Raw genomic sequence first — 19,772 nt, 5'->3', positions numbered from 1 at the left:
AATTTCTATATCGCCCAGGCTAGTCTTTAGTGTTTTTTCGCTGTAGCCGTTACGGCTATTATCGGTTTCCTTATTACGATAATCGTACTTGCTATAGCCTAATTCATCATCTAATTCGCCTTCCAGTCCATTTTCTAAAACGGTACTTACCATTTCCTTAAACAGTTCCTGGACTCCGGCAACATCGTTAATTCCGGCTCTTTGTAGCAGTTCTAGTAATTTCTTTCTTTGTTCTCGTCGTTCCGGGGTGATTTTTCTTTTTACCATAATTAAAACCTCCAAGTTCGGTGCTTCTATTTTACACCATCTTGGAGGTTTACACAGTTTTCGGGATAGTCTCGCTGGCTTCAATATAAGCTTGAACTGCTGCTTGCATGTCCGGGGTGTCCTGTATGGTCAGTGGTGTACGGATAGCGCCGGGACTTACGACATTTACTCGAATACCTTTGGACAAGACCTTTTCGTCAACTGCCAGAGTTCTGGCCAGGCTGCGTACGGCTGCTTTGCTTGCCGCATATAGCGGGTCTCCGGGCCGTCCCCGCTTATGAGCGACAGAACTGGTAAATATGACGGAAGCGCCCTGGCTAAACAGTGGCAATGCTTTTTCGAAGGAAAAGAACACGCCTTTTACATTGATCCCCATAATGTGGTTGAAGAAGGTTTCTTCCGTTTCCTCAATTGGTGGGCATTCTGAAATGCCGGCGTTGGCAAAGAGAATGTCAATCCTGCCAAATGTTTCACGAATTTGCGCCATTACACGGTCCAGGTCGGTGACATTGGCGACATTGGCCTGCACGGCCAGGGTGTTTCCGCCTAATTCCTGACGGGTGTTTTCCAGGGTGTCTTTGTTCTGTCCCACAATTGCGATGGTGGCACCTTGCTCCCTGAACAGCCGGGCTGTCGCCAAACCAATACCACTGTTGCCTCCGGTGATGAGAGCTATTTTGTCGATTAATTTATTTTCCTTCATGTTTATTTCTCCTTTCATAAATGAGAGACTTATTTTTATTATGGCCATCATAGCATTATTTTTTAAACAAAATGTAAACGAAGCCGATACTAGAATTGTTAAAGTTACAGCTTGCATGCAGATCATGTTTGGTCGGCAAAGCGCCACCAGGCAAAGGTGGCCAACAGTCCTAAAAATCCTGTGAAGCTGTTAATCATCAGGCTGAGCACAGACAAATGCTCGCCAGCTAATCCTTGGACGGCATAAAATATTGGTATGCCCCACGGATAATATTTGATATAACCCATTGCTGTGACAAAGTCAATCAGCACCATAGATAAGAAAACGAAGGCAATGGGAGCCCAATATCCTCGCGTGTAACTTGCCAGAAGGCAACGGGCGTGCTTACCAAAAGAACAAGTATAGCAGTGCCGCTCAAAATGGATAAAGCCTGCAGCATATAGCCTGTAGACCAACCGTCAAGCTGGATTGCATTACCGATCAACAAGGCCAGGAAAAAGGCAATACTGAAAAGCAGCAGGCCCCATAAAGCCGCTACAATGAATTTGGCTGTTACTATGGCGAAACGGGAAACTGGAAGAGCCAGTAAATCTTTGATGGTTCGATCGGAATATTCCCGGCCGAAGAGCCAGCTTGCCACAAAGCCAAACATCAGGATAGACATACCGCTTATCATTTGGGTCAGCAGGGAAAAATAAATAGGCCAGTCTACGGTGCCTTTCAGTTGTCCTCCCCTGGCAAGCAGGCCCATATTCAAGGCGATTTCCGGGTTTTTAAGGATAAAGGTATAGAGGCCGAGCAGTAGTGGCAGCAAGATAGCAGCCATGATGGTGATCCCAAAAATGTTGGACCGAAACATCTTTAACCCTTCAACCTGCATGACTGTCAACATGTTGCTGATTTTATCCCGCGTAGCTTTGCGGGTATTTTCCCGTAGGTGTTTCATGATGGGTTACCTCCGTCCATGCCAATTATTCGTAAGAAATAAGACTCTAAATCTTCTGCGTCTACTTTTAAAAAGGTTGGCGGCAAGTTTATCTGAGATATTTGAAAAGGCGTTATCCCTGCATTTTCGAAGAAAGTTTGGGCTTCCGCCGGCATGGGTATCAGACTTTTGTTAGAATCGAGCGTTCTAGTCTTACTTAACGTCCATATGGCTAAGATCACTTTTTGTTGACAAAGGTTATCATTGCTTATACAATTATACTGACTTAGGTCAGTATAATTGCAGCTTATTCATGGAATAAATAGATGATGCAGTTTTATTAGTTAGGGGGTGCCGTTTATCGCTAGAATAAGAAAAGATCCCGAAGTCCGGCGGACCGAGTTGATCGATGCGGCCTTTGAGCTGTTTTGCTCCGCCGGCTACGAACAAACCATGATCATCGATATTGTCAAAAGGGCCGGTGTAGCGAAAGGAACTTTCTATTACTACTTTCCTACCAAAGAAGCCATTCTGGAAGCCATATGTAACCGTTGGGACACCGAACTGGCTGTTTCCTTCCGGTTGAAGGGCCGCCGGGACACTGCGTTAGGCACACTGCAGGCTTTTATTTTGCAGATGACTCTTCCTAGTCAGCTTGATGTTCTTTTCGAAAAATTATGTGAGGAAAACCAATTCAACTTGCTTTATCAAATCTGGCAGCGCGAGACGAAAAACGTCTTTAATCCACTCTTGGTCGACCTGATTAGGCAGGGAAATCAGGAAGGCACCATGCAGGTGACCTGTATAAACGAAACCCTTGCCTTTTTCTGGAGTGCGTTGGAATGTTTGTGGGACGCTCTATATCTCCGGGAGCCTTCCGATATACTTCGCAATAAGATAAAAGTTGCCGAAGCCGTCTTGGAACGAATCCTGGGGACCGAGGAAGGAGCTCTCCAATTATCCGTTGCATGGCCGCAGGAATTGCTTGGAAATGATGCAGTTCTTTTTACCCCGCAACCGGCAAGTCGATAAACCATTATGCAGAAAGGAAAAAATTATGAAAAAGATTAAATTCTTGATTTTAGGCGGCGTAGTTTTTCTCCTGCTTGGAATGCCTTGTTTGAAATATAACGGATCTGCACCAGGAATGTCGGAGAATAATCCGGCCTTCTCACAAGGACTGTCAATTAGCGGCTCCGAAATTAAGCGGCGTTTGACTAGCGTGCCCTCCAGCCTTGCTCATGCCTGGAATCAGGTTGTCGCTAATTTACACACTGCTTATCAAACTCACATCCTGCAGACTGAAAAAAAGCGATCCTGACCGAAAATGCCGTGCGGGGCCTGACACAGTACTCGTCGCCATAGTCTTTTTACCTTTTACCTGACCTGATTCAGTAGATAAACAGTTTGTGTTTTGTTACCCAGCCTTTTTTTTTCTTTTCAACTGACCCAGTTCAGTAGTGGACAGCGCTTCAATCCAACCTTTTTCACTTTATATTATTTCGATGAAATATTTGAGTACCAGCTGTGCGAAAATTGCTGCCTGGCCGGGGTGGATCTTTTATCAACCTCACCTGGGAAAGGCTATTACCGTGCTACATATTACTCAAGGCACACTCTAAATGATAATACTCTTTGAATTTTAGGCATTACCTATCACCACAGGCAGTTTTCACTAATAGCCTGTGACTACAACCAATACGCCCTAATTTAGCACAGGCGACGGGCACCATTACGGAGGAGGATACCCATGTTCAAAAAAAAACCGCGCACCAGAACTGTAATGCTCACACTGATCGTAGCAATGCTGGCCAGCACTGCCGTTTGGCGGATTTACAATGCGCAGCAGCAGGCCAGCTTAAGCATCCGTCCCATGGCTGTCACCATTGTCGCTGTAAGGCGAATACCCAAGCCCAACACTCTTCAGTTGAGCGGTACGGTGGAAGGATTAACCTCCGCTATCATCAGCAGTCGTTTTGCCGGTAAAATTGACCGGGTGCTCGTCGAAGATGGACAGGCCGTCCCCGAAGGCGCGGCGCTCCTGACATTAGATACCATAGAACTGGCGAATGCCGTGCGTATCGCCCAGAACAACGTCCGGCAGGCGGAAGCCAATTTCAATACCGCCCGGGCCGATTATCAACGCTATGATAGCCTGTTTGCGAAAAATGCTGTTACCAAACAACAACTGGAAAGTGCCCAGGCCCGAATGATTACCAACCGCACTGAGGTTGACAATGCGTACGCCAATCTGGATAATGCCCAGAAGCAGATCACCGATGGCAGCATCCTGAGTCCGGTAGCCGGCGTAGTTGCTAATAAGGCGGCTACCATCGGCCAGGTTGTTTCGCCGGGTACAGCGTTAATGACCGTGGAGCAAATCGACCGGGTTTATGTTGTTGTCAATGTCGGGCAAGAAGATATTGCCGCAGCAAAACCGGGGGCTGGCGCAACCGTTGCGGTGGACGCCTATCCTGCCCGGTTATTTGAAGGAGCGGTGGCGGTCATCAATCCGGTGGCCGGCAGCGAAAGCCGGATGTTCCGGGTGAAAATCAAAGTCGATAATTCCGGACAACTGCTAAAGCCCGGCATGTTTGCCCGCGCGACTTTAGCAACGGGCGAGCCGCAGGCTGTTCTGGCGGTGCCGCGAACAGCGATCATGGTTCAAAAGGGCCTCCATTATGTCTATGTGGCCGTAAACGGCCAAGCGGAAAAAACACTGATTACAACCGGCGCTTTGATCGGCGACCTGCTGGAAGTCAAAACAGGACTTAAGCCAGGCATGTCTGTGGTCATTGACAACCTGGACAAGATTAAAGACGGGGATGCCTTGCTGACCGAAGGGGGCAACAATCCATGAGTTTACCGGAGATCAGCATCAAACGCCCTGTTTTTGCCACCGTTAGCCTTCTGGCCCTTATCTTATTGGGTATTGTCAGCTATTTTCGCATGAGTGTAGATGAAATGCCGGATGTATCCTTCCCTTATGTATCGGTCAGTATTATGTACGAAGGTGCGCAGCCGGAACAAATTGACACGCAAGTGACTAAGAAGGTGGAAGAAGCGGTCGGCGAAGCCAAAGGGGTAAAGCACATTTACTCTATCTCCCGCGAAGGTGAAGCGGAAATCGGCGTTGAGTTCAATCTGGATGTCGACCCGGCCATGGCTACCCAGGATGTCCGGGATAAGGTCAGCGCCATTCGCAGCGAGCTGCCAGACAACATCAAAGAGCCGGTCATCGCTCGTTTCGATATGAAAGCGGCTCCCGTCATTACCGTTGCACTCACCAGTGAAACAGCGAGTCTACGCGAATTGAGCATTCTGGTTGAGGACGTGCTTAAACCGCGTCTACAAAAAATTGGCGGTGTCGGCCAGCTCCAAATATCCGGTTTGCAAAAACGTGAAATCCAGTTACTGTTGGACCGGGACAAAGTGGCTGCCCTAGGTTTTTCTGTACCGGAAATCTCCCAGCGCCTGCAGCAGGAAAATCAAGACATTCCGGCCGGCAAGCTGACGGAACCCAGTCAGGAACTTTCGGTACGCACCGCCGGCAATTTCATAGTTCCGGAGGATTTTCTCTCCGTCGTCATCGGCATCAGGAACGGCGCACAGGTCTATTACCGGCAAATTGGCACCGTCCAAGATACCATCAAGGACCTTGATGCCATCGCCCGTTATGATGACCAGCAGGCCATAAGCCTGGAAATCGGCAAGCAATCCGGTGCCAATGCCGTAAACGTCGCCAAGCAAGTGAAAGCCGAGCTGGAAAAAATCCGGCAAACCCTGCCGCCGGGCATTACCTTACATCTGGTCCGCGACGATGCTCAGCGAGTGGAGGATTCTATTCATGAAGTATGGTACGACCTCATTATCGGCGGTTTCTTTGCCGTCATTATTGTGCTGTGGTTTCTAGGCGACTGGCGCAGCACCGTCATCAGCGCACTGACCATTCCCGCCTCCATTGTGGCGACCTTCTTTTTTATGAAGCTAGCCAATTTCTCCATCAACAGCATGTCGCTCCTAGGCTTGTCGCTGTCGGTCGGCCTCTTAATCGACGACGCCATCGTCGTCATTGAAAATATTATCCGCCACCGGCAAATGGGCAAGCCGGCTATAGAGGCCGCCGCGGAAGGGACCAGGGAAATCGCCCTGGCGGTTATGGCCACTACCTTCACCGTCGTTGCCGTGTTTGTCCCTGTCGGCTTTATGTCCGGTGTAGTCGGTCAGTTTTTTAAGGAATTCGGGCTGACCATTGCTTTTGCCGTACTGGTGTCCCTTTTCATTGCATTCACCCTGACACCGATGATGGCGGCCTTGTATCTACCGGTAGGCCAGCACCACACATCAGGTCGTTTGGGACAGTGGTGGTCTAAATGGAATTGCTGGTTTGACCGATTAGCGGATGTCTACGCTGAGTTACTGAGAAAGCTGCTTCATAAGCATCGTTCCAAAGTACTGATTGCCTCACTGGCCTTATTTGTGCTTAGCCTGTTGCTGTTTCCATACCTGGGCTCCTCCTTTATTCCCAATACTGACCAGTCACAGTTTACCGTTAAAGTAAAAACCCAGGCTGGACCGACTGTGGAAGCGTTGGATTACAGCACCCGAAAAATGCTTCAGGAAATCCGGTCGTTGCCCGAAATCCAGCACATTTACAGCACCTCATCCTCCCGAGACCAAGTCCTGTTTATCACACTAGTGCCGAAAAAAGAACGCCAGCGGACGCAAGCCGATGTGATCAGCGAAGTGCGCAGCAAACTTAACCGCCTTCCCGGCGTCCGGGTCGATATTGAGCAAGGAGACAGTAAACCCGTTACTGTCTCCATAACAGGCGATTCTATGGAGACATTGGGAGAAATCGCCGAGCAGATGCAAAGAAAAATGGAAGCCATTCCCGGCGTGCAAGATATTGTTTCCACTTATCGTCCCGGCATGCCGAATCTGAATATTACGATCAAACAAGAGCAGGCTAATGATTTGGCCGTTTCGACCACCACCATCGGCAACACCCTTCAGACCCTGCTGAACGGGACGGTTATCGGCAAATACAGTGACAGTGATGAGCGCGTCGATATTCGCGCGCGCCTGGCGTCAATGGACCGCAGCCGTCCCGAAAGCCTGACTAATATTTATGTACCCAGCGAAAAAACAAAAACCGACGGGCAGAAATTGCTGATCCCTCTGCCCCAGGTGACAGAGTGGCACTATACGACAAGTCCGGCGGAAATTGGCCGCTTTGACCGGCAAAAGGAAATCCGTCTGACCGCCAACCTGGAGAAGACGACTTTGGGCGACTTCAATAATCGATTTTACCCGAGTGTCGAAGATATCCCTATGCCGGTAGGTTACCAGACAGATGCCGCAGGCCAGTCAGAGGACATGGACGATTCCTTTTCCAGCATGGGCGTTGCCCTGGGCCTGGCAATCGCTTTCATCTTCATGATTCTGGCAGCGCAGTTTGAAAGCTACAGCGAACCGTTTGCCATTATGCTTTCTTTGCCATTAGCCGTTATCGGCGCACTGTTTGGTTTGTTTTTGGCCGGCAGCGACCTCAGTCTGATTTCACTCATTGGTATCATGATGCTGATGGGCCTTGTCACCAAAAACGCCATTCTCCTGATCGACTTTGCCAAACAACGCATGCAGGAAGCTATTCCTTGCAATGACGCCCTGGTAGTTGCTGCCCGCATCCGGTTGCGCCCCATCTTGATGACCAGTGTGGCCATGATTTTCGGAATGCTTCCTATTGCTTTGTCCATCGGTCCTGGCGCTGAGGCCCGTGCACCCATGGCTCATGTCATCATTGGCGGCCTGATTACCTCCACATTACTTACCCTGGTAGTCGTGCCAGTCGTTTATTCGCTTATCTGCGACTGGAAAGCACGCCGTTCCTCCGGAGCGAGGCAAGCTGCCGGGCCAGCCAATTTTCAGGAACCGGTAAACGGTACACATTACCGACACCCAAAATAAAGCCGTTCCCCCGGCAGGATGACATTATCACAGCATGGTATTACCGTTACTGCGATATGGCTGGCCGGCTTCGCGGCGTACCAGATGACCGCAGGGAGTGCTATGCTTAAGCTGAAATTAAACAAAGCCCTTGAATAAAGGCGAGGACTGGGTTCAAGAGCTTTGGACAAGGGTCATTAAGTTAAGAAAAATGCAGTACACATATTTATTTCAACATCGACATTCGATAAATCAACGCCTTATCCGGTACAATAAACTAGTTAATTAAAGAACTTATCCTGAAATCGGCGTTTAATCTGACAAAAGGCGGTATTCATTTGATGAGAATTGAAACAGAAAGATTAATTATAAGAAAATTTAAAGAGCATGACGCTGCTGGATTATGGGATTATCTCTCCCATCCACGTGTAAATTGCTTTTTTAATGAAAAGCTTAATACATTTGAAGATGCCGTTGCCAATGTTATGCTACGAAGTAAAGATGAAACACAGTTCGCGGTTTGTTTGAAGGAAACTGATACAGTTATCGGGAATTTATTTGCAACAAAAGATGAACCGGATACTTACAGCGTTGGTTGGCAGTTTAACGAAAAATACGAAGGAAAAGGATATGCAAGCGAAGCAGCAAGAGCATTTCTTAAATTCCTGTTTAATGATAAGAATGCCAGACGAATTTATGCCTATGTAGAAGATTATAATGTTCGTTCACAAAAACTTTGTGAGCGGCTCGGTATGCGTAGAGAAGCATACTTTATAGAGTTTATCGCTTTCATACAAAACCCGGATGGAACTCCGAAGTACGAAAATACGTTTGAATACGCTATTTTAAAGAAGGAATGGAACCTACTGGAGGTGCAACAGTAAATGTGAGAAAAGGTATCAGAAGCGCCGGGGAAATTATTTTTTTATGGTGTTATGCACAGGGGGGAGCAGTGTTGCCTTTTTTCTTTCTTACTTATTGCTTACCTAGGATAATTAGCTTTGTGTGAAAAAAACAGGTTGGAGTGGTTTTGATGACCATCTCAGCCGATTTTATTTCCATTAAAATTAGAATAAATTACCAGGGGTGCTGATATTTACACAGAACATACGTTCTGGTATTATGTAAATGGAGGCGGATAGTGATGAGCGAACATACAATAGATTTACTGAGTATCCCTATTTATCAGCAGATGGCTCGGATCGTTTACTTCGACCGATGTATGATCAAGTGGGCGGGAATGCTACTGTCTGAGCATAACGAACAGATGAAAGCGCAAGAAGGAAAAAGCGATGGGGATAGTTGATTTTTCTCATTTTCCCCGAAGAAGTGTATTATGCATCGATGTAAAATCATTTTTTGCGTCCGTAGAGGCGGTTCGGCGGGGGCTTGACCCTCTAGAAGCCTATATTGCTGTAGTATCGGATTTGAGGAGAGCCGGTGCGGTCGTGCTGGCCAGCAGTCCGAGGGTTAAATCGGAATATAATATCAAGACCGGAAATCGACTCTTTGAAATTCCCAAGCATTCCCCGATTATGGTAGTAGAACCCAATATGGCGTTATATATCAACGTGAATCAGACAATCCAGAATATATTCCGCCGGTTTGTAACAGATGAAGATTTACACGTTTATAGCATTGATGAGTCCATGTTGGATGTTACCGCATCGCACCATTTGTTTGGACCCGCAGAGGCGATTGCGGAGGCCATCTTAAAAACGGTGAAGGATGAATTGGGTCTTATTGTGACTGTAGGTATTGGCGATAATCCGCTGTTGGCAAAACTGGCACTGGATAATGAAGCTAAAAAGCGTCCTCCGTGGATTGCAAAATGGACGTATGAGATGGTACCGGAAACAGTATGGAAAATACAGCCACTGACTGCGTTTTGGGGCATATCCAGAGGATATGATGGGAAACTCAAACGAATGGGTATTTATACGATTGAGGGGCTGGCTCACGCTAATCCAGTGTGGTTGCAAAAGACTCTAGGCGTAATGGGATTGCAGCTATATTACCATGCCTGGGGCTTGGATGCCAGCATCATTAGCCAGAAGGAACGGCCAAAAAGTAAATCCTATAGTAAAAACCAGATATTAATGCGGGATTATTACGTAAAAGCAGAAATTCTAATGATCATCAAGGAAATGGTGGGCGATGTATGCGCTAGGCTGCGTAAGCACCGGGAAAAATGCCAAGAGGTATTTCTGGGTATAGGATACTCGGATAGGAATCTTGACATGGGTTTTACTGCACGAATTAAGCTAATTCGCCCGGCACACTCAACAGATATCATTAGCGAAGCGACACGCCAGGAGTTTATTAAACGGTGGCGAGGTGAAGCGGTACGATCGGTAAATATTACTGCTGGGAAAATCGTGCCACAAAGCTATGAGCAGTTGGAACTGTTTTTTGAAAGAGAAGAAGGAAAGAACCATGCCATAGATGGAGTAGTAGATGACCTAAGAAAGCGATTTGGCAAAAAAACGATTTTTTATGCTGGGTCGATGTCTGGTGGAACTTTCCTTGAACGGGCGGATTATGTAGGTGGACATAAAGGGAAAAGTGAATGACATAAATTAGCTCTGATATTTTATGCAAAGCTCAAGAACTTCATAAATAAAAAATGCATAGAATTACTTATACTCACATCAGTAAAGGCGGGAATCCGGTAAAATATCGGTTCCTGCCTTTATGTATGTACGGAAGGGCTTGGTTGCCACCATTCCAACAATTACCTTTGAGGAAAGGCCTGTCACAGGGCAAAAGAGAGAGTGAGTAATTGCAAAAAATGGGATAGCAAGCCTTTGGAGTATATTTTTTTTAATATCATTATTTCTATTGACAAGACTAATTTCAGTTGATAACATTTATAGTAGTTATTGTCATAACGACTATGAGGAGCGTGGTGTAAATCGAACGAATTTATGATGAGCTTCAAAAGCTGGGGTTCTCAAAATATGAATGTAAGGCATATGTCGCTTTGCTGCAGGCGTCTCCAATTACAGGCTACGAAATAAGCAAACGTTCCGGTGTACCTCGTTCAATGATTTATGAAGTACTCGGAAAATTGACTGAGCGGGGGGCAATACTCATCGTTCCGAGTGATCCGGTAAAGTATGAACCTCTTTCCGTTAAAGAAATGGTTGGCCGGTTGCGGCATGATATGGATGAAACATTGAAATACGTAGAAAACACATTGGGAACCCTTAAAGGTCCAAACGAGTTAAATGTCATTGCCCATATCAGTGGCCGTGAGTCTGTATTAAATGAGATTATTCATCTGATTAATCAGACTGAGAAAGAGGCTTGGATCTCGGTATGGGAATCTCAGTTACCACTAATAAAGCCTCATATACAGAAGGCAATCGAACGTGGGATTCGCGTATTTTCAGTACTTTTTGGCGGCGAAGGGCAAACAGTAGGTAGAACATTTCACCATAACTACATGCCTCCAAGTGTGGTTAGCAAAAGACTGGGGGGGTGTTTGACAACAATAGTGCGAGACCAACATGAAGTGATTATCGCAAACTTTATGGAAACAGTAGTACCCTGGGGGGTTAAGACGACTGATCCCGCGTTGGTACTGATTGCCACGGAGTATATCCGGCATGACATAATGATCGAAGAGGTAACCAGAGAATTCGGCGCCGACAAGCTGGATGCACTATGGAGAAATGATGCTGATTTAACTCATGTAATCACTGGTGAACGGTTCAAATAAATAATGAACCGTTTCTTTTTCCGGAACTGATAGTAGTTATAATAATAATCACTAAGAAGGAGCGGGGAGGAGTTCAAATGAAAACAATTGGTCTAATTGGTGGTTTGAGCTGGGAGTCAACGGCAGAATATTATCGCTTGCTTAATAGGTTTGCAAAAGAGAAAAAGGGAGGTTTTTCTCAGGCTAAATGCATTGTGTTTAGTGTTGATTTGGCTGAGATACTGGAACTGCAGGACAAAGGTGACTGGGAGCGGATAGGATTTATTTTAGCTAATGCCGCGAAGTCGTTGGAGGTGGCGGGAAGCGACATTATTCTCCTTTGTACAAATACAATGCATAAAGTGGCAAAGGATATACAGAGTACTATCTCCGTTCCGTTTCTCCATATTGCTGACGAAACAGGTAAGTGTCTAGTAAACAACCATATAAAACAGGTTGGGTTCCTCGGAACTGTTTTTACTATGGAGCAAGAATTCTATATTGGACGGCTTCGCGAAAAATTTGGATTGGAGGTATTAATTCCTGAACAAACTGACCGCCAGAAAATAAGTAATATTATTTATTATGAACTTTGCATGGGGACGATTAACAACGAATCAAAAAAATACTATAAAGAAGTTATGAATAAACTTGCAGAAAGAGGAGCGCAGGGAATTATACTCGGATGTACTGAGATTAGCTTGCTTGTTAAACAAAAAGACTCGCCAATTCCGTTATTCGATACAACGTTTATGCATGCTAAGGCTGCATTTGAAGCAGCGATAGGTTGATGCGAAGATGCATAGATTTCTACTATAATCAGATAAGCAATAAGAGATAATAGGAAATAATTATAAATCAAGGAGGCTAGCTATGGAAGACTTAATCCAGACAAAACGGGTCAGCATTCTAAAGGAAAAAATGATGGCTCAACCAAGGTTTGTATCCATTGAGCAAGCCTTACTTATTAAAAAGACATATGAAGAAAATGAGGAGAAACCAGTAATCATCAAACGGGCACTCGCATTGAAAAATGCATTGTTGCAGTTGGCTATTGCAGTAGAACCAGAGGAGAGGATTGTAGGGAATCGTACAATCGGGGTAAGGCATGGAGTCGTATTTCCGGAGAGCGGAGGTTCATGGATTGATCGCGAATTTGAAATCCTTCCAAGCAGGCCACAAGATAAATTCAATGTACGCAAGGCGGATATTAGCAGTTTTAAAAAAATAATTAGACCATATTTTAAGGGTAAGTCATTAGAAGATGTGATTAAGACCCGATATGGGCAGGAAATTGATGAGATCGCCAAGGTAGTAAAAATCAATCAAAAGGATCATGCACAAGGGCATATTTGTCCCAGCTGCACAAAATGGTTACAATACGGGCCGGGGGAATTAAAGCAACAAGCTATTGCAAAATTAGAAAATGCAACCGGAAAGCAATATGATTTTTATCAAAGTGTCATTTTAGTAATGGAAGGTGCTCAAGCATTTATTATGCGATATCATGACCTTCTGGTAGAAAAGGCAAAGCAGGAGATTGATGCTGCTGATAAAGCGAATATGCTTGAGGTTGCGGTTATTTGTAAAAATCTAAGTATGAAACCGCCTGGTTCCTTTCATGAGGCGGTTCAATCGATTTGGTTCCTATTTGTAATCCTTCATATGGAATCTAATGCATCTTCTTTTTCCCCGGGAAGAATGGATAGTTTTTTATATCCGTATTACAAAAAAGATATAGAAAGCGGTAAAATTGATAAACAGACGGCATTAGAAATCATAGAATGCATTTGGTTAAAATTTAATCAAATTGTTTATCTGAGAAATTCCCATAGCGCTAAATATTTTGCAGGATTTCCCATTGGTTTTAATATTGCAATTGGCGGCCAAGATGAAAACGGTAACGACTTTTCCAATGAACTATCTTTTCTATTTCTAAAAGCTCAGGAACATCTGGGTCTGCCACAACCCAACCTGTCGGTAAGGCTCCATAAGGGAACTAATGAACTTTTATTAAAAGAAGCAATAAAAGTAGTTGCTAAAGGTAGTGGAATGCCGCAGTTCTTTAACGATGAAGCCATTATTTCTTCCATGATGAATCTGGGCGTGTCCGAAAAAGATGCCAGAGATTATGCTATTGTAGGTTGCGTTGAGCTTACTACCCAAGGCAATAACCTTGGGTGGAGCGATGCTGCCATGTTTAATTTAAATAAGGTTTTGGAATTAACTTTAAACAATGGGAAATGTCTGTTAAATGGAAAAGATATTGGCCCTGATTTTGGGAAGCTAATGGACTATAATACTTTTGAAGACTTGGAAGATGCTTTTGCTAAAAACATAAACTATTTCATAGAAAAAATGATTCCGGCTTGTGAGCAAGTGGAAAAAGCGCATATCGATATTCTCCCTTCGCCTTTTTTATCGGCAGTTATTGATAACTGCTTAGAGAAAGGCATGGATGTGACTGCAGGGGGAGCGGTGTATAACTTATCTGGTATTCAAATGATTCAAATTGCTAATTTAGCCGATAGTCTGGCAGCCATTAAACTTTTAGTATATGAAGAAAAACGAATTTTAAAAGAAGAGTTATTAAATGCCTTACAATGCAATTTTGAAGGTTATGAGGTTATTCGCACCATGTTGCTTAAACGTGCACCGAAGTATGGTAATGACATTGCTTACGTTGATGAGCTTGGTGCAAAATGGGCCGAATTTTTTAGTGAAAAGTTAAGTCATTATACCAATTATCGGGGGGGAAGATATCATACGGGAATGTATACCGTCTCCGCTCATGTACCGATGGGTGAAAATGTGGGAGCCTCAGCAGATGGAAGATATGCAACAACTCCGTTAGCCGATGGTGGCATGTCTCCTGTATATGGAAGAGATATTGCCGGACCAACAGCTGTATTAAAATCTGTTTCTTTATTGGATAATCATTTAACTACCAATGGAGGACTGTTGAATATGAAATTTTTACCGGAATTCTTTAAAACGGAAACTAATATTGATAAATTTACAAAGTTTTTGAGAGCCTTTGTAGATTTGGAGATACCACATATCCAATTTAATGTACTAAGAAAAGAAGATTTACTTGCAGCACAAAGAGATCCTGAAAAATATAGAAGTTTAACTGTGAGAGTGGCAGGATATACTGCTTACTTTACGGAACTGGCAGGTGAATTACAGAATGAAATTATTGCCAGAACAAGTTATGGAGACTTATGATATAAAAAAAATAAAGGGCAATCTATTTGATATTCGAAGGTTTTCTACCCACGACGGTGCCGGGATTCGAACAACTTTGTTTTTAAAAGGATGTCCATTGCGGTGTGTTTGGTGTCATAATCCGGAAGGCCTTTCGCTAAAGCCACGGCTTATGTATTTGAAAAATCAGTGTATACATTGTGGAACCTGTACCCAAGTATGTAAAGGCAATTCCATTACCTTAAAAGGGGGCAGGCTGCATATTGACAGAACGGCTACAGATGAATGGGAAGCTCCAATTGATGCTTGTCCGGCGGCCTGTTTAACCATGGATTGCAAATCATATACGGTAGAAGAATTAGTAGAAGTGGGCTTAAAGGATGCAGCTTTTTTCCGGCATGGCGGAGGGATAACCTTATCGGGAGGAGAACCGCTTTTGCAAGAAGATTTTGCAATTGCATTGTTGAAAGCATTTCACGAAGCGGGGGTTCACACTGCGATAGAGACTTCGCTGTATGCAGATCAGAGGGTAGTTGAAAAGGCGCTCCGCTATTTAGATACAATCTATGCTGATTTTAAAGTATTTGATAGCCAAAAACACAAAGAATTAACTAAAGTGACAAATGACAAGATTAAAGACAATATAAGATTCCTTCTAATGTCGAACAAAAGGGATCAAGTAATTATTAGAACACCACTTATTCCAACTATGACAGCCGGGAAAGAAAATGTTTTTTCTATAGCAAAATTTATTGCCAATATTTATCCTGAGGTAAAATATGAACTGTTGAACTATAACCCTTTAGCGCAGGCAAAATATAGCTTAATGGAAATGGAATACTGCTTTGCAGAAAATCCGAGAATGCATACTGAAAATAAAATGAATGAATTTAGAGAAGTGGCGAAAAGTGCAGGGATTAAGAACTTCAGCATGGAGGTTTAAAGTATTTTGCGGCTATCAAACCGCAAATGGCAGCCTAATATAATGGGGTTAATTTCCTCGTAGTATGCAAGCATTGTGGTCACGCTAATCTCATACGTATTAACAAAAAAATCCGCCCGAATCGGCGGAAGAAGATGATTTATAGAAATCTACTGGTTATATCACGAAAAAGATTTCATTTTCGTTTTTATCAGTTCTTTCTGGATAAATTTATCGAACACACTCATAGTCAGCCTCCTAATTTTTTTAAAAGAGCATTCGATTAGCTTTTTCCAAAAATGGTAAATGGATATAGCGGTATTCCAGTAACGCTAGAAGAATATGATTTGCCATTTGCCGGGGAGAGCAAGTACCTAGTGTGTCAAATGTCCAGTGATTTTTTGTACGCTGTGCCATCCTTGAACACCGTGCCGACAACCTTGCCTAATTCAAAATATGAGGGATACATCATAATCATTGGATTTATTTTTATAGGATCGATCTGCCCGTCCGTTAAGCCTTTTTCATTTGCATAAACAGCTACTATTTCGCCCAGAAACATCAAGAATCCCGATAAAGTAATCGTTTGGGTTACCTTGCAAAGTATATTGATTGGGCATTCTTGTATCATCGGCGCTCTGCCTGCCTCATCGTAAAACGGGGTGAACAGTTTCGATTTATCTGTTGTTTTTCCTGATACCACACCACAGAAATCAGTTTTCTCAGCCAAGTCCGGCGAGGGCAGATTTACGCTGAAAAAGCCGCTCGCCTTAATACCGGCGGTTGTATAATGCGTTTCTTTTAAAGAAACATACAGCATCGGCTCCAAATTCACTACCCCGCAAGCGCCAACTGTACAGTAATTGGGTCTGCCGCTAACATCCGCGCCTACAAGGATAGTTGGAAAGGGCATAGCGGACCTGGTCAGCATTTTTATTTTTTTCAGTTTAAGACCTCCCTTACAGATTTAGTATCTACGGCTTTGAGCAGTAATGTTGGGCTTTTCACAGACATTATGCCAAGATGGAAGTAACCGACTGCCTATTTTCTTTTATTATTTCACTGAGAAATTGAAATATTCCTTTGACCGGCCTTTTGAGCACACCGTGACTATATATATAATAACTGGAGAAATAATTCATGGCTATTTTACCCGGAGACAAGAAGTCCTAGTTGCAAAGAACGTCGGGTATGAAGATGAGTGTGAAGGGAAAACGCCGACTAGAGTGGTTTGATAATCATCTTAGTCGGCGTTATTTCCTCAAAATACAAGTCTAATAAATTGCTTTTTTACATTGATAGTTAGTAGATGAAAAGCGATCTTATATGCGAGGCCGATGGCTGGTGGAACCTTCCTTGAAAGGGCGGATTATGTGGGTGGACATAACGGAAAAGGTGAATAATGCTTTAAGACTGATCAACATGTCGTTTTGAACATCCCGCGGCTAACCCTGAGTGTGTTCCATGCTGTAAAAATCGGATAAAACTTGTTTGGCGCTAGTAACCGAAAATTTTGGAATATCGTTGTATTTATTTCAATAATTCCAAAAAAATTTTGAGGCTTTAAACAAGCTATAGATGCAGGTGCTTCCAGAAAATGCACCCTATAGTATCGTGTAGCGTATTTATAACTAAGAAATCTGAATGGAAGAGGAGTAAATGGAATGAATCAGTACGATGTTATAGTAATCGGATCAGGTTCTGCCAATATTGTCTTAGATGCAGCCCTTGAGCAAGGATTAAAATGCGCTATGATAGAAAAAGGACGATTTGGGGGGACGTGCTTAACTCGCGGCTGTATTCCTACTAAGGTAATGGTTACGGCTGCAGACTATATTAGAGAAATCGATGGCTTGTCGAAGATTGGTGTCGACGTAGCCCCGGCAAGCATGAACTGGGAGACAGTTTCCCGGCGCGTATGGCAGAAAATAGGGGAAAGCAATGATGTTTTAGCCTATTTTAAGGCAATGGAAAATCTGGATGTCTATCAGGGAACGGGTTATTTTACAAGAGAAAAGGTATTACAGGTAGCGTTAAAGGATGGTACCCTATCAGAAGAGTTTACAGCCAACAAAATTTTCATTGCCGTTGGGTCGCGAACGAATGTAACTTCATTTGATGGCTTGGAAGAGGCTGGTTATGTAACCTCTGAAACGCTATTTGGTGATAAGTATCCTAAAAAACCATATAAAAGTTTAGTCATTCTTGGCGGTGGTCCTATTGGGACCGAGTTTGCTCATGTATTTGCTGCTGCAGGTACGCAGGTTACTTTGGTACAGCGCAATACTCGTCTCTTAATTAAGGAAGATGAAGAAATCTCTGCCCAAATCTTAAAGGATCTTCGTAGGCTTGGTATTAACGTATTGTTAAATCAACTACCAATTGCTGTAAGGTTAGAAAACGGTGAAAAAGTTCTAACCTTTTCTGACAAAATAACTAGTGAAACTTGCGAAGTCCGAGCAGAAGAAATTTTGCTCGCATCGGGAATACGCCCAAACACGGAGCTTTTACATTTGGAAAATACAAGCATCATAACCGATAGCCGAGGGTGGATTCATACGAATGAGTTCTTGGAGACAAATGTTGATGGTATCTGGGCGTTTGGTGATGTAAATGGTGAAGCGCCATTTCGACATAAAGCAAATTATGAAGCTGAGATAGTCGCTTACAACTTGTTTGGCGAGCACAAACAACAAGACTGGCGTTGGGCTCGTTATGATTTGGTACCCGTTGTAACTTTCACGCATCCTGAAGTTGCTCACGTGGGATTGACAGAGCAGCAGGCCATTCAGTTAGGCTATGAGATAGTAACTGCCAAGCATCACTATTCTTCGACCGCCAAAGGATTTGCCCTTGGATTTGATCCAGGAGACGAGCATGATGGATTTGTTAAAATTGTGGTCGATAAAAAAACAAACGCTATTCTAGGAATCCATTTAATCGGGCCGCAAGCGTCCATTCTACTTCAACCATTTATTAATCTTATGAATGCCGGTGAAACTAAACTTACACCGATCAATGAACATATTGCATCTAAGGCGGTAAAGGAACTGCGCGCCTCCAGGATGACTCGCTATTTAGATCCGCACTCCGTGAAAAGTATAGGCGAGACAATGACCCCACACCCTTCGTTATCTGAAGTAATTATGTGGGTAGAATATTATCTAGGAGGAAAACACTAAAACATACGGAAGCAAAATCGTTCAGTTGACGGGAAGAACTCAAAAAATACTCCTACTAAATAAGGCTGCTAGGGAATCTGTTATTTCCTGGAAATAAGCCATATGCTGTTTAAAATTAGCGCATACAATTAAGTTGTATGCGCTAATTTTATAGGTTTATTCCCCACAACTTCTCTGCTGCTAACTGGCTCGTCAATTTTTCATGGTTTTTAGTGAAAACTATAAAGAAGAGAATGATGGAGCTTATCTCCTATTCTTGCCCTCTAAAAGTGTATGGATTATTTATAATGCAACTTCTTTTTGACCATTATAGCTTAGGAGTTACCGTTGTTGTAATGTTTTTGCTCACAAGACAATTGTCGGATTTTTGGCTGCGGTCATGGCTGATCAATCAAAGGTACTGAATTACATTGCTGAAGATGGGGTACAATGACTGTGAATGCTATCAACATTAAAGGGTCACTAGAAATTAGACTGGTATACACTGAATCACTATTTGTTACGAAGCGGGAGAGGGAAAACCCTGTATTTTAAAATGCCTCCTCCTATTTCCAAACTAATAGATAAAGTCACATGGGCTGCTTTCGTAAACCTTAAGATGGATCGGCTACACTAAGTTGGACAGAAAAAATAAGGGCATGTAGAATAAACTTATCAAGTTAAGGAGTGGATCTCTACCATGTCCAAACAAGCCCGTCGTACATTTACAAGCGAATTCAAAAGCCAGATGGTTCAACTCTATGAAAACGGAAAACCTAGAGCCGTGATAGTGGCAGAATATGAGCTCACCGCATCTGCGTTAGATCGCTGGATCAAGCAGTCCCAAACCAGCGGCTCCTTCAAAGAGAAGGACAATCGCCCAGCGGAAGAAAATGAGCTTATCGCCTTGCGAAAAGAACTTCAACGTCTCCGGA

General features: G+C 43.7%; 17 protein-coding genes. 13 read left to right on the top strand and 4 right to left on the bottom strand.

Going from position 1 to position 19,772, the window contains the following annotated elements:
- From F3H20_RS18405 to F3H20_RS18395, 3 genes are all read right to left on the bottom strand, one after another.
- A partial coding sequence (locus tag F3H20_RS18405) for a transposase (protein ID WP_188128412.1) occupies positions 1 to 267 on the bottom strand: 267 nt, incomplete at its 3' end.
- Between the two features lie 49 nt (positions 268 to 316).
- Positions 317 to 970, bottom strand: a complete 654-nt coding sequence (locus F3H20_RS18400; protein WP_188128411.1) for an SDR family NAD(P)-dependent oxidoreductase — start codon at positions 968 to 970, stop codon at positions 317 to 319.
- Between the two features lie 304 nt (positions 971 to 1,274).
- Positions 1,275 to 1,916: an ABC transporter permease gene (locus F3H20_RS18395; protein WP_149736299.1), complete on the bottom strand. Its 642-nt coding sequence runs from the start codon at positions 1,914 to 1,916 to the stop codon at positions 1,275 to 1,277.
- A 330-nt stretch (positions 1,917 to 2,246) separates the two neighbouring features.
- Between F3H20_RS18395 and F3H20_RS18390 the strand changes: the two genes are divergently transcribed.
- The 11 genes from F3H20_RS18390 (at position 2,247) to F3H20_RS18345 (ending at position 15,697) form a co-directional block, all read left to right on the top strand.
- On the top strand, positions 2,247 to 2,927 hold the full coding sequence (locus F3H20_RS18390; protein WP_149736298.1) for a TetR/AcrR family transcriptional regulator: 681 nt from the start codon (positions 2,247 to 2,249) through the stop codon (positions 2,925 to 2,927).
- 25 nt (positions 2,928 to 2,952) lie between these two features.
- Positions 2,953 to 3,216, top strand: coding sequence for a hypothetical protein (locus F3H20_RS18385; protein ID WP_149736297.1), 264 nt, complete (start codon positions 2,953 to 2,955; stop codon positions 3,214 to 3,216).
- 429 nt (positions 3,217 to 3,645) lie between these two features.
- A complete protein-coding gene (locus tag F3H20_RS18380; RefSeq protein ID WP_149736296.1) occupies positions 3,646 to 4,755 on the top strand; it encodes an efflux RND transporter periplasmic adaptor subunit in 1,110 nt (369 codons plus the stop codon).
- On the top strand, positions 4,752 to 7,865 hold the full coding sequence (locus F3H20_RS18375) for an efflux RND transporter permease subunit (RefSeq protein ID WP_149736295.1): 3,114 nt from the start codon (positions 4,752 to 4,754) through the stop codon (positions 7,863 to 7,865). The genes F3H20_RS18380 and F3H20_RS18375 overlap by 4 nt, the downstream gene beginning before the upstream one ends.
- Positions 7,866 to 8,185: 320 nt before the next feature.
- Positions 8,186 to 8,728 (top strand): GNAT family N-acetyltransferase, encoded by a 543-nt coding sequence (locus F3H20_RS18370; protein WP_223191848.1) that lies wholly within the window; start codon positions 8,186 to 8,188, stop codon positions 8,726 to 8,728.
- Positions 8,729 to 8,988: 260 nt separating this feature from the next.
- Positions 8,989 to 9,150, top strand: coding sequence for a hypothetical protein (locus tag F3H20_RS20230; protein ID WP_223191846.1), 162 nt, complete (start codon positions 8,989 to 8,991; stop codon positions 9,148 to 9,150).
- Complete coding sequence (locus tag F3H20_RS18365; protein ID WP_149736293.1) at positions 9,137 to 10,417, top strand: Y-family DNA polymerase; 1,281 nt, start codon at positions 9,137 to 9,139, stop codon at positions 10,415 to 10,417. Before F3H20_RS20230 ends, F3H20_RS18365 begins: the two co-directional genes overlap by 14 nt.
- A 341-nt stretch (positions 10,418 to 10,758) precedes the next feature.
- A complete protein-coding gene (locus tag F3H20_RS18360; RefSeq protein ID WP_149736292.1) occupies positions 10,759 to 11,568 on the top strand; it encodes a TrmB family transcriptional regulator in 810 nt (269 codons plus the stop codon).
- Between the two features lie 77 nt (positions 11,569 to 11,645).
- Positions 11,646 to 12,338 carry an aspartate/glutamate racemase family protein gene (locus tag F3H20_RS18355; RefSeq protein ID WP_149736291.1) on the top strand — a complete coding sequence of 231 codons (693 nt, stop codon included), beginning with the start codon at positions 11,646 to 11,648 and terminating at the stop codon, positions 12,336 to 12,338.
- A gap of 82 nt (positions 12,339 to 12,420) precedes the next feature.
- Positions 12,421 to 14,775: a glycyl radical protein gene (locus tag F3H20_RS18350; protein WP_149736290.1), complete on the top strand. Its 2,355-nt coding sequence runs from the start codon at positions 12,421 to 12,423 to the stop codon at positions 14,773 to 14,775.
- Positions 14,738 to 15,697 carry a glycyl-radical enzyme activating protein gene (locus F3H20_RS18345; RefSeq protein WP_149736289.1) on the top strand — a complete coding sequence of 320 codons (960 nt, stop codon included), beginning with the start codon at positions 14,738 to 14,740 and terminating at the stop codon, positions 15,695 to 15,697. The genes F3H20_RS18350 and F3H20_RS18345 overlap by 38 nt, the downstream gene beginning before the upstream one ends.
- A 361-nt stretch (positions 15,698 to 16,058) precedes the next feature.
- On the opposite strand, the gene F3H20_RS18340 is transcribed toward F3H20_RS18345, so the two are convergent.
- On the bottom strand, positions 16,059 to 16,589 hold the full coding sequence (locus F3H20_RS18340; RefSeq protein ID WP_223191845.1) for a flavin reductase family protein: 531 nt from the start codon (positions 16,587 to 16,589) through the stop codon (positions 16,059 to 16,061).
- Between the two features lie 751 nt (positions 16,590 to 17,340).
- Between F3H20_RS18340 and F3H20_RS18335 the strand changes: the two genes are divergently transcribed.
- The gene (locus tag F3H20_RS18335) at positions 17,341 to 18,858 is read left to right on the top strand and encodes a dihydrolipoyl dehydrogenase family protein (protein WP_149736287.1); all 1,518 of its coding nucleotides are present in this window, start codon (positions 17,341 to 17,343) and stop codon (positions 18,856 to 18,858) included.
- Positions 18,859 to 19,537: 679 nt separating this feature from the next.
- Positions 19,538 to 19,772: transposase (locus F3H20_RS18330; protein ID WP_149736264.1), on the top strand; the 235-nt coding region annotated here is incomplete at its 3' end.

Source organism: Propionispora hippei DSM 15287, assembly GCF_900141835.1.
GTDB classification, from domain to species: domain Bacteria; phylum Bacillota; class Negativicutes; order Propionisporales; family Propionisporaceae; genus Propionispora; species Propionispora hippei.
The sequence above is the reverse complement of the archived record's forward strand: the minus strand, read 5'-3'. Positions and strand labels throughout refer to the sequence as shown.